Here is an 11,595-nt window from a genome sequence, read left to right on the forward strand (position 1 = left end):
TCGCGGCTACGCCGGAGTGAAGGCGTTCAGCAAGCGCTGGAACAGATCGTCGAAGCGCTTGCGGGACGCCTTCTGCTCGTCGCTGAGCCCCTCGCTGAGTTCGGGCGCGTACACGATCAGATGCACGTCCTGATCGGGCGTCCGCGGCATGTAGTCGATGATCGAGGTGCCCTTGTCGGCCGCCTCCGGCGTCCCCATATCCACCGCCGCCAACGCCCGGATCTCCGTGGCCGCCGCGTCGAGCACGTCGGCGGGGACAGTGCCGTTCACCGGCTGCGCGGAGTCGGCGGCCCGCTTCACCGCCTGCCCGTCCGACTGGACCTCCAGCACTGGACGCAAATCGGTGCGCGTCTGCCATCCGGCGGGCATGGCGGTCAGGGTCAGCATGGCGATCGACGGAGCCGGTGCCGGATCCGCTGCCGCGAATCCGCCCACGGCCGCGAGTGTCACGGCCGAGAGAACGGTGGCTATTGCCGCTCGCCACCCACGCGTTGTCCCGAATCGTGCTGTGCCCCTGGCTTTTCGCATCGCAACCCTCCGAATTCCCTTGCGGGCACGCGCCCGCCGCCGCCGATTTTGCCGCCCACCCTTTCCCCGCCCGCGGTGCCACGCCGACTCGCCCCGAGAAGCGAGCGACCCGACAGCCGCACCCACCATCGAAATGGCGAGGTCCCCGGACCGTGGGGGCTCAGGGGCCGGTAGTAGTCAGCGGAGGGCAGGCGGGTTGCCGAGGTCTCGGGCGGAGAAGGTGTCGCAGGCTTTGACCTGGCCGGATTTGTAGCCGGTGAGAAACCACTTCTGGCGTTCCTCGGAGGAGCCGTGGGTCCAGGCCTCGGGGTTGACGCGGCCGGTGGCGGCCTTCTGGATGTGGTCGTCGCCGACGGCCGACGCGGCGGACAGCGCATCGCGGATATCGTTGTCGGTCAACGGCTTCAGGAAGGGGATGGTGGAGCCGGGGGCGGGGAGCTTGTCGGCGTGGTAGGCCCAGACGCCCGCGTAGCAGTCGGCCTGGAGTTCGGTACGGACCGCGCCGGAGGTGGCGCCCTGGGGATCGCGCTGGGCGCGGTTGATGTCGCCGAGCAGGTTCTGGATGTGATGGCCGAACTCGTGGGCGACAACGTACTCCTGGGCCAGCGGGCCACCGCTGGAACCGAAGCGATCGACGAGTTCCTGGAAGAAGCTGACATCGAAGTAGGCGGTGCGATCTGCCGGGCAGTAGAAAGGGCCCACAGCAGACGATGCCTGTCCACAACCGGTCGAGGTGGAGCCGGAAAACAAAACTACCTGCGGCTTCACGAAGGTGGTGCCGGTTTGTGCCGACAGCTGGCCGGCCCACACCGCGTTGAGGCTCTGTGCGGTCAGCGCAACTCGGCAGTCGGCGTAGCGATTCGCGTCCGCGCCCGTCTTGCAGTGGGAGGGCGTACCAGCGACGGTGGCTGGGTTCGTACTCGGCTGACTTCCTGTGAGCTGACCCAGCAAGGAACTCGGATCACCACCGAACAACAGTGCCAAGACGAGCACCAGGATGCCGCCTGCACCGCCGCCCAGGACCAACTTCCCACCCATCCCCGGACCACGCGATGAGACTGCGTCGGGGTCGATCTGCATACCTTCGTTGAAGGTCATCGGGGCCCGCCTTCTCGAGTTGACTGAGCCGGCGCGTGTGCCAGGCAAGTCCGTTCCACGCGGAATTTATCAGTTCGCCCAGCGCGACACACATTGCTTCAGGGCCTGTGATCGGCGGCGCTCATCGCCGAACCACCTGCGCTGAACGGCTAGGAGATGCGTATCCAGAGCGTTTTCGGCGGCATTCAGGTTGTCAGATCGAGCGCTGAGCTCGCATGAAACGCCCTACCTGCCCTCGACCATGAACGGTGCCAACAGCTTTGAGGTGAGGATTGCCCCGAGAACGCGCTAGGCGTAGGCGAAGGCGTCGATAACCATCAGGCATCGTTGCTGAAGCCGCTCCGGACGCGTGCAAGAGCCGGGTGGCGTATGGATCGTGTCGTTGCCGAGGGATAGCAGCCTCCCTGCGACCTGACAGGTCGCAGGCGCGCTCGAATCGGGCATGGGCTGGTCATCGATGATGACCCGGCACGGATCGATCTCCGGCCTGAACCCACCGCATCGATATCGGTTTCACTCGTCTGGATGCTCCTCATTACGATGGGTCTGCACCTGGTCACCCTTACCGGGTGCTTCGACCCGTCGAAAGGAATCCCGTGCTGCGCACCCACTTGGCTGGTTCGCTGCGAAGCGAGCACGCCGGTCAGACCGTCACCCTCACCGGCTGGGTGGCCCGGCGGCGAGACCACGGTGGCGTGATCTTCATCGATCTGCGCGATGCGTCGGGTGTGTCCCAGGCCGTCTTCCGTGAAGGCGAGCCCGCGGAGGCCGCCCACAAGCTGCGCAACGAGTTCGTCGTGAAGGTCATCGGCGTGGTGGAGAACCGCCCCGCCGGCAGCGAGAACCCGAATCTGCCGACCGGCGCCATCGAGGTCAACGTGACCCAGCTCGAGGTGCTCAACGAGGCCGCGCCGTTGCCGTTCCAGCTCGACGACGAGCCCGGCGAGGAGGCCCGACTCAGGTACCGCTACCTGGACCTGCGCCGCGAAGGCCCGGCGCACGCGATCCGCCTGCGCTCGAAGGTGAACGCGGCCGCCCGCGCCGTGCTGGCCAAGCACGCCTTCGTCGAGGTCGAGACCCCGACCATGACCCGCTCCACCCCCGAGGGCGCGCGCGACTTCCTGGTTCCGGCCCGCCTGCAGCCCGGCAAGTTCTACGCGCTGCCGCAGTCGCCGCAGCTGTTCAAGCAGCTGCTCATGGTCGGCGGCATCGAGCGCTACTACCAGATCGCGCGCTGCTACCGCGACGAGGACTTCCGCGCCGACCGCCAGCCCGAGTTCACCCAGCTCGACATCGAGATGAGCTTCGTCGAGCAGGAGGACGTCATCCTGCTGGCCGAGGACATCCTGACCGCGCTGTGGAAGCTGGTCGGCTACGAGATCCCGACCCCGATCCCGCACATGACCTTCGCCGATGCCATGCGCCGCTTCGGGACCGACAAGCCGGACCTGCGCTTCGGCATCGAGATCACCGAGATGATGGAGTACTTCAAGGACACGCAGTTCCGCGTGTTCCAGGCTCCCTACGTCGGTGCGGTGGTCATGCCGGGCGGCGCGAGCCAGCCCCGTCGTCAATTCGACGCCTGGCAGGAGTGGGCCAAGCAGCGCGGCGCGAAGGGCTTGGCCTATATCACCGTGAACGAGGACGGCACCCTCGGCGGCCCGGTCGCCAAGAACCTCACCGACGCCGAGCGCGAGGGCCTGGCCAAGCAGGTCGGCGCGGAGCCGGGCGACTGCGTCTTCTTCGCCGCCGGTGACGCCAAGTCCAGCCGGGCGCTGCTGGGCGCGGCCCGCGGCGAGATCGCCCGCCGCTGCGGCCTCATCGACGAGAACGCCTGGGCCTTCGTCTGGATCGTGGACGCGCCGATGTTCGAGCCCGCCGCCGACGCCACCGCGAGCGGCGATGTGGCCCTGGGTCATTCGGCCTGGACGGCCGTGCACCACGCCTTCACCTCGCCCATGCCCGAGCACCTGGACACCTTCGACGCCGACCCTGGTTCGGCGCTGGCCTACGCCTACGACATCGTCTGCAACGGCAACGAGATCGGCGGCGGTTCGGTCCGTATCCACCGCCGCGACGTGCAGGAACGCGTCTTCAAGGTGATGGGCATCAGCGAGGAGGAGGCGCAGGAGAAGTTCGGCTTCCTGCTCGACGCCTTCTCCTACGGCGCTCCGCCCATGGGCGGCATCGCCTTCGGCTGGGACCGCATCACCGCGTTGCTGGCCGGGGTGGACTCGATCCGCGAGGTCATCGCCTTCCCGAAGTCCGGCGGCGGGGTCGACCCGCTCACCGACGCGCCCACCCCGATCACGCTGCAGCAGCGGCAGGAGGCGGGCCTCAACGCCAAGCTCGACGCGAACGGCAACCCGGTCAAGGACGACGCCAAGTAGCCCCTACGTGCGCAGGACCAGTGCCCTCCGGTGTCACCGACAGCGGAGGGCACTGGTCCTGCTCCGGATGTCAGACCGGGACGATGAGCCGGCCCGTGAGTGTCCGGTAGGCGTAGGTGGTGCTGATGGCGGTCACCGGTCCTGCGATCAGCAGACCCAGACCGCAGAACAGAGTGCCGATGGCGGTGATGAGCAGCACCGCCAGCGCCAGCAGCGAGACGTGCAGGGCATTGGCGATGACCAACCGCACACTGGATTGGATTGCGGCGATCGGATTTTGGTCCTGATCGATCACGAAGTGCAGCGCGAACATGCACAGCACGCCGACGATCACCGCCGGGAACAGGCACGCGATGGCCGCCACGAAGCTGAGCGCGAACACGATCAGCGCGGTGATGAGCACATTCCCGGCATTCACGAATCCGAAGAAGGCCGGGAAATCCGGTGGGGTCCCGTCGGTTTCGTAGAGCGCGCCGCGGATCATGGCCGCCTGCAGCAACCACACCACCAGCGACGCCACCGCGAACAGCAGGACGACCGCCGACAGCGACCGCACATCAACGATTCTCACCAGCAGCGTGACCACCAGCCAGGAGATCATGCCGATCAGCACCATGCTCACCCAGGGAATGGGGTTGAGCCGGAACCGATCCCAGCCGTAGGTGAGGGCCGCGCCGACATCGAGGGTCTCGCGTGGGGGCGTATAGGGCTGTTGCCGGACCGGCTCGGTGGGTGGGGGACCGGCGGTCGGCGGCATCGCCTCCGGCGGGAATCCGCCCGGCGGAGGCGGATTGCCCGGCGGCATCGGCCCCGGCGGCAACTGCCCGCCGCTGTGGCCGGCCGGCGGCCGCGGCGCGCCCGGCGGTGGGGTGAACGCGGGCGGGGGCGCCACGGCCTCGCTGCCGTATTGGGCGGCACCGGGTCCGTCGAACTGCGGGTACCCGGCGAGTCCCGGCATCTGGTGTCGGCCGTGTACGGGGCCCGGCTCGGACGCTGCGGAAACCGGTGCGGGCTCGGGGTTTTGGTGCTGACCGGCGCGGGGTGGATACGGTTCGCCGCCCCCGGCGACGGGACGGTCGCCGGGGGGGTCGTACGGTGCGGAGGGCGGCGTGCCAGTCATGGTCGCAAGCCTTTCACATTTCCCGGTTTACGGTGTGGCGCACGGCAGTTGACCATGAGACAACTAGACGGTGCTGGTTGTGTCAAGCAACCAGCGCCGTGTGGGCAAACCCTTCACAAAGACACGCCGTCCGACGCGCGAAAGGTTGCGCAACCGCTCGCTGAAAGTGACCTGACGGGAGTAACTTGGGTTCCGATGACCGCACTACTGGCCGAACGCGCCGCCGAAGTCGTGTCCGCGGCACAACAGTTGCTCACAAAGCGAATGGGTGCTCCGGTAAAGCTGAGTGATCCGATGGAACTCAGCGGCAGTGGAAGGACGACGGTACTCCGTGTCCGCGTTGCGGAGAACGCCTTTTCACTTCCTCGCACACTGATCGTGAAGCAGGTAGCGGGCACGGCGTCGCAGCGGCGCACCGGGGGCATGGCTCCCGGTGTCGCCAGCATCGACTCCGCATTCCTGCGCGAAGCCGTGTCCTACCAATTCACCACCGCCCTCGGCCGTGACCATCGGCCCGGCGCGTACCTACTCGGCTACAGCCTGCCCGACCGCCTGCTCATTCTCAGCGACCTCGGCGAGAACACCTCTCTCACCGCGGTCCTGCAGTCCGGCGCGGAACCCGCCGGCCGCAATGCGCTCATGGCGTTCGCCCAGGCGCTGGGTCGCATGCATGCCGCCACCGTCGGCCGCGAGGCGGACTTCGTGGCGCTGCTGCGCCGGGTGGATGTGGTGCACCGCGTGGACGGCATTGCGCAGCAAGCCGAGTCCGCGGTCGGCGAGGTGCCGGTGATGTTGCAGCGCGAGCTCGGCATCGAGGTGCCGGGCGAGATCGCCGAACGCATCGTGCGCGGCAACCGGCTCTTCTCCGCCGGGCGCTACCGTGCCTTCAGCCCCTCGGACCTGTGCCCCGACAATGTCATCCTCAATGACGAGGGCGCGCGGTTCCTCGACTACGAGTGGGGCGGCTTCCGCGACGCCACCCTCGATATCGCCTACGCCCTGGTCTCCTTCCCTGGCTGCCTGTGCGATTTCGAGCTGTCGCGTGAACGCGCCCGCCAGATGGTGGAGGCCTGGCGCTCCGAGGTGGTCGCGGTCTGGCCCGCCCTCGCCGACGACGATGTGCTCGCCGAACGCATCCTCGAGGCCCGGCTGATCTGGGTGTGGTTGTCCACCTACTGGTTCCTGCCCGCCGACCACACGCGCATCGCCGCGGCCCGCGAGCACGGCCTGTCCATCCCGCGCTCGGCCGCCCTCATCAACCGCTGGGCAGCCCTCGCCGAGGACGCCCGCTGCACCGGCGACGACACTCTCGGCGACTTCGCCGAACACGTGTCGGCCACCTTGGAAGAGCGCTGGGAGGAATGATCGTCCACGCCACGGCGGGCTGGGATTCGAGGGCGGATCCCGGCCCGCCGTGATGTGTCGGACGTGCTCGGTAGGGTCTTGGGAGTGAGTGATGGGTTGTTCGATGCGCCGGGCACGCAGGCCGTATCCGACGACTACGAGACGGGAGCCGCGCGCATTCCCAGCGGGGACGATCGATACGCACCGCTGGCCGTGCGCATGCGGCCGCGCACTCTCGACGAGGTGGTGGGCCAGCAGCATCTGCTCGGTCCCGGCTCGCCGCTGCGGCGGCTGATCGAAGGGTCGGGGGCCGCGTCGGTGCTGCTGTACGGTCCGCCCGGGACCGGCAAGACCACGCTCGCTTCGCTCCTGTCGCAGGCCACCGGCCGGCGATTCGAGGCGCTGTCGGCGCTGTCCGCGGGCGTGAAAGAGGTCCGCGCGGTCATCGATGTGGCGCGGCGGCGGCTCACCGGGGGTGAACAGACCGTGCTGTTCATCGACGAGGTCCACCGGTTTTCGAAAACCCAGCAGGACGCGCTGCTGGCGGCGGTGGAGAACCGGATCGTGCTGCTGGTCGCGGCGACCACCGAGAATCCGTCGTTCTCCGTGGTGTCGCCGCTGCTGTCGCGTTCGCTGGTGCTGCAGCTGCGGTCCTTGTCGCCGGACGACATTCGCACGGTGCTCGCTCGCGCCATCGCCGATCCGCGCGGGCTGGCGGGGGAGTACACGGTCACCGATGCCGCGCTCGACCACATCGTGCGCATTGCGGGCGGTGACGCCAGGCGCTCGCTCACCGCGCTCGAGGCCTCGGCGGAATCCTCCCTGGACGGCACGGTCGATGTGTCGCTGGTCGAGGCCAGCGTCGACAAGGCCGCGGTGCGCTATGACCGCGCCGGTGATCAGCACTACGACGTGATCAGCGCCTTCATCAAATCCCTGCGCGGCTCCGATGTCGACGCCGCGCTGCACTATCTGGCCCGCATGATCAGCGCCGGCGAGGACCCGCGATTCATCGCCCGCCGCTTGATGATCCAGGCCAGCGAAGAAGTCGGCATGGCCGATCCGACGGCGCTGCAGACCGCGGTCGCCGCGGCGCAGGTGGTGCAGCTGGTCGGCATGCCGGAGGCGCAGCTGGCCCTGACCCAGGCCACGATTCACATCGCCACCGCGCCGAAGTCGGGTGCCGTGGTCAAGGGCATCGGGGCGGCGATGGCCGATGTGCGCGCGGGCAAGGCGGGCGCGGTGCCCGCCCACCTGCGCGACGGCCACTATCCGGGCGCCGCGGCGCTCGGCAACGCCCAGGGCTACAAGTACCCGCACGATCATCCGGACGGCGTTCTCGGCCAGCAGTATCCGCCCGACGAACTGGTCGGCGTCGACTACTACCACCCGACCGATCACGGCTACGAACGCGAAGTCGGTCCCCGCGTCACCAAACTCCGCCGCATCGTTCGTGGCACATAGCGCTCCCGTGCGGGTGCGCAGCGCGCCGAATCGCACCGACCGCCGAAACGGCCGATAGCCGCGAATGCGCTTGCGGCGCTGGTCAGTCCGCGAGCAGTTCGTTGTGGAAGGCGATCCGCTCGATCTCGGCGGGCGTGCCGCCCATGATGGCGCGCACATGCTCGGTGATCAGCTCGGTCGGCCAGTTCCACCAGGCCGCCCGCAGTAGCCGGGTCACATCCGCATCGGAGAAGCGCTGCTTCACCACCTGCGCCGGATTGCCGCCCACGATCGTGTAGGGCGGCACATCGGCGGCGACGACCGCGCCGGCGGCGATGATCGCGCCATCGCCGATGCGCACGCCCGGCATGATCAGCGTGTTGTAGCCGAACCACACGTCATTGCCGACGACCGTGTCGCCCTTGGACGGAATCGAGGTGATGAGGTCCATGGTCTCCTCGGCCCAGGCGCCGCCGAAGATGGTGAACGGGAAGCTCGACACACCCGAGGTCGCGTGGTTCGCACCGGCCATGATGAAGCGGGTGTTGCTCGCGATGGCGCAGTACTTGCCGATGATCAGCTTCTCCGGCCCGAAGGCGTAGAGGACGTTCTTGGTCTCGAAGGCCGTCGGCGCGTCCGGATCGTCGAAGTAGCTGTAGTCGCCGACCACGATATTCGGCGAGGTGACGTGCGGTTTGAGGAAGACGGTGCGATGCGCCTGGGGAAGCGGGAAGCGCTGGGATGGGTCCGGGATCACAGTCACTCCGGCGATGGTAGCTATCGCCCGGTGGTGGGTGGAAACTCCCTGGACTCGGACCGGTAGGCTGGACGGTTGTGCAGACCCACGAGATTCGACGGCGCTTCCTGGAGCATTTCGTAAAGGCCGGACATACCGAGGTGCCCAGTGCCTCGCTGATCCTGGCCGACCCCAACCTGCTCTTCGTGAACGCGGGCATGGTCCAGTTCGTGCCGTATTTCCTCGGTCAGCAAACCCCGCCCTTCAGTACCGCGACCAGCGTGCAGAAGTGCGTCCGTACCGGCGATATCGAGAACGTCGGCGTCACCACCCGCCACAACACCTTCTTCCAGATGGCGGGCAACTTCTCCTTCGGCGACTACTTCAAGCGCGAGGCCATGGAACTGGCCTGGTCGCTGCTGACCAAGCCCGTCGAGGATGGCGGCTTCGGCTTCGATCCGGAAAAGCTCTGGGTCACCGTCTATCTCGACGATGACGAGGCCGAGCAGATCTGGCGCGAGCTCGGCGTGCCGGACGAGCGCATCCAGCGCCGCGGCATGGCCGACAACTACTGGTCGATGGGCATCCCGGGTCCGTGCGGCCCGTGCTCGGAGATCTACTTCGACCGCGGCGCCGAGTACGGCGTCGAGGGCGGCCCCGAGGCCGACGAGGATCGCTACCTCGAGATCTGGAACCTCGTGTTCATGCAGAACGAGCGGGGCGCCGGGCGCGGCAAGGACGACTTCGAGATTCTGGGTCCATTGCCCAAGAAGAACATCGACACCGGCATGGGCATCGAGCGTGTCGCGTTCCTGCTGCAGGGTGTCGACAATGTCTACGAGACCGATCTGCTGCGCCCGATCATCAACAAGGCCGAGGAGCTGACCGGCCGCTCCTACGGTGTGGAGCACGCCGACGATGTGCGCTTCCGCGTCATCGCCGATCACGCCCGCACCGCCGCCATGCTGATCGGCGACGGCGTGAACCCCGGCAACGACGGCCGCGGCTACGTGCTGCGCCGCCTGCTGCGCCGCATCGTGCGTTCGGCCCGTCTGCTCGGCGCCGAGAAGCCGGTCATGGGTGAGTTCATCAAGGTCGTCACCGACCTCATGGCTCCCTCCTACCCGGAGCTCGCCACCGACTTCAGGCGCATCGAAACCGTCGCCGTCGGTGAGGAAGCCGCGTTCCTCAAGACGCTGAACACCGGCACCAAGCTGTTCGACGAGACCGTCGACGAAATGCGGGCTCAGGGCAGCAAGAAGATCAGCGGCACGGACGCCTTCACGCTGCACGATACCTACGGTTTCCCGATCGACCTGACCCTGGAGATGGCTTCCGAGGCGGGCCTGCAGGTCGACGAGGAGGGCTTCCGCGCGCTCATGGCCGAGCAGCGCAAGCGGGCCAAGGAGGACGCGCTCTCGCGCAAGCACGCGCACGCCGACCTCACCGTCTACAAGGAGTTCGTGGACCGCGGCGAGACCGAGTTCACCGGCTTCGACGAACTGTCCACCGAGGCCACGGTCCTGGCCCTGATCAAGGACGGTGTCCGGGTGCCGGTCGCCGAGGTCGGGCAGGATGTCGAGGTGATCCTGGACCGCAGCCCGCTCTACGCCGAGTCCGGTGGCCAGATCGCCGACCGCGGTTCGATCATCTCCTCGCACGGCCTGAAGGTGAAGGTCAACGACGTGCAGAAGATCGCCAAGAGGGTGTGGGTGCACAAGTCCACCATCGAGGCCGGTCAGCTCACCGAGGGTGACACGGTGCTGGCCCAGGTCGATCCGGCCTGGCGCCACGGCGCGACGCAGGGCCACTCGGGCACCCACATGGTGCACGCCGCGCTGCGACAGGTGCTGGGGCCCAACGCTGTTCAGGCCGGCTCGCTGAACAAGCCGGGCTACCTGCGCTTCGACTTCAATTGGCAGGGCGCGCTGTCCGAGCAGCAGAAGGCCGATATCGAGGCCGTCTCCAACGACGCGGTGGCCGACGACTTCCAGGTCAACACCTTCGTCACCGATCTGACCTCGGCCAAGAAGATGGGCGCGATGGCGCTGTTCGGCGAGAACTATGGCGACGAGGTGCGGGTCGTGGAGATCGGCGGACCGTTCTCCATGGAGCTCTGCGGTGGCACCCATGTGCAGCACTCCTCGCAGATCGGCCCGATCACCGTGCTCGGCGAGTCGTCGGTCGGTTCGGGTATCCGCCGCGTGGAGGCCTTCGTGGGCCTGGACTCCTACAAGTACCTGGCCAAGGAGCGGGCGCTGCTGGCCGGTGTCGCCTCCTCGCTGAAGGTGCCGTCCGACGAGGTGCCGGGTCGTGTCGAGCAGCTCGTCGAGCGTTTGAAGGTCGCCGAGAAGGAGCTCGAGCGCACCAAGATGGCGGCGGTCCTTGCCTCCGCCGGAAGTTTTGTGGAGCGGGCGCGGCGTATCGGCAACGTAGTTCTGGTCGCGGAAGCCGCGCCGCAGGGCGTGGGCGCGGGCGATCTGCGCACCCTGGTGTCGGACATCAAGGGTCGCTTCGGTTCCGAGCCCGCCGTCGTGGTGATGCTCGGCCATGCCGACGGCAAGGTGCCCTTCGTCGTCGCCGTCACCAAGACCGCGCAGGACCTAGGCATCAAGGCCGGGGATCTGGTGTCCGCGTTCGGTCCGGCCATTTCCGGCCGGGGCGGCGGCAAACCCGAGATGGCCCAGGGCGCGGGTTCGGACCCGTCGGGCATCGAGGCGGGTCTGGCCGCATTGCGCGCGCGGGTCGCCGAGCTCGCCGGGTAAATGGCCGAATCGGATACATCCGACACATCCGGTCCCGCACGCGGGACCGGGTCCGCATCCGAAACCTCACGCTCGGCGGCCGCATCCGCGGTGCCGTATTCCGCGGAGTTGGGCGCTTCCACGGGCGGAGTCGAGGAAGCTGGTGCGGAATCCGACTTCTCACGGGTGGAT

At 67.8% G+C, this 11,595-nt stretch carries 8 protein-coding genes; 4 read left to right on the forward strand and 4 right to left on the reverse strand.

Annotation, left to right across the window (positions count from 1 at the left end; translation table 11 throughout):
• Positions 1-6 precede the first annotated feature (6 nt).
• Together GLP40_RS19755 and ypfJ are read right to left on the reverse strand one after the other, a co-directional pair.
• On the reverse strand, positions 7-450 hold the full coding sequence (locus GLP40_RS19755; RefSeq protein ID WP_328290407.1) for a hypothetical protein: 444 nt from the start codon (positions 448-450) through the stop codon (positions 7-9).
• A gap of 255 nt (positions 451-705) precedes the next feature.
• On the reverse strand, positions 706-1,626 hold the full coding sequence (ypfJ, locus tag GLP40_RS19760; RefSeq protein ID WP_154789457.1) for a KPN_02809 family neutral zinc metallopeptidase: 921 nt from the start codon (positions 1,624-1,626) through the stop codon (positions 706-708).
• A 596-nt stretch (positions 1,627-2,222) separates the two neighbouring features.
• Here ypfJ and aspS point away from each other — a divergent pair.
• Entirely contained in the window at positions 2,223-4,016 is a 1,794-nt protein-coding gene (aspS, locus tag GLP40_RS19765; protein WP_328290408.1) for an aspartate--tRNA ligase, read from the forward strand.
• Between the two features lie 70 nt (positions 4,017-4,086).
• On the opposite strand, the gene GLP40_RS19770 is transcribed toward aspS, so the two are convergent.
• On the reverse strand, positions 4,087-4,974 hold the full coding sequence (locus GLP40_RS19770; protein WP_230329742.1) for a DUF2189 domain-containing protein: 888 nt from the start codon (positions 4,972-4,974) through the stop codon (positions 4,087-4,089).
• A 357-nt stretch (positions 4,975-5,331) separates the two neighbouring features.
• Here GLP40_RS19770 and GLP40_RS19775 point away from each other — a divergent pair, with 357 nt between their 5' ends.
• On the forward strand, positions 5,332-6,501 hold the full coding sequence (locus GLP40_RS19775; protein WP_154789459.1) for a phosphotransferase family protein: 1,170 nt from the start codon (positions 5,332-5,334) through the stop codon (positions 6,499-6,501).
• An 84-nt stretch (positions 6,502-6,585) separates the two neighbouring features.
• Positions 6,586-7,944 (forward strand): replication-associated recombination protein A, encoded by a 1,359-nt coding sequence (locus GLP40_RS19780; RefSeq protein WP_407671629.1) that lies wholly within the window; start codon positions 6,586-6,588, stop codon positions 7,942-7,944.
• Between the two features lie 82 nt (positions 7,945-8,026).
• On the opposite strand, the gene GLP40_RS34880 is transcribed toward GLP40_RS19780, so the two are convergent.
• Positions 8,027-8,680, reverse strand: coding sequence for a CatB-related O-acetyltransferase (locus GLP40_RS34880; protein ID WP_407671640.1), 654 nt, complete (start codon positions 8,678-8,680; stop codon positions 8,027-8,029).
• Between the two features lie 77 nt (positions 8,681-8,757).
• Between GLP40_RS34880 and alaS the strand changes: the two genes are divergently transcribed.
• On the forward strand, positions 8,758-11,424 hold the full coding sequence (gene alaS / locus GLP40_RS19790) for an alanine--tRNA ligase (protein WP_328290410.1): 2,667 nt from the start codon (positions 8,758-8,760) through the stop codon (positions 11,422-11,424).
• The last annotated feature ends 171 nt before the right edge of the window (positions 11,425-11,595 follow it).

Source organism: Nocardia aurantiaca (genome assembly GCF_009708175.1).
Taxonomy (GTDB): Bacteria; Actinomycetota; Actinomycetes; order Mycobacteriales; family Mycobacteriaceae; genus Nocardia; species Nocardia aurantiaca.

What these genes read in the sequence shown, in the direction of transcription:
- GLP40_RS19775 (WP_154789459.1), top strand. Translation starts at nt 5,332, where the DNA reads ATGACCGCACTACTGGCCGAACGCGCCGCCGAAGTCGTGTCCGCGGCA.
- GLP40_RS19770 (WP_230329742.1), bottom strand. Translation starts at nt 4,974, where the DNA reads ATGCCGGGACTCGCCGGGTACCCGCAGTTCGACGGACCCGGTGCCGCC.
- ypfJ (WP_154789457.1), bottom strand. Translation starts at nt 1,626, where the DNA reads ATGACCTTCAACGAAGGTATGCAGATCGACCCCGACGCAGTCTCATCG.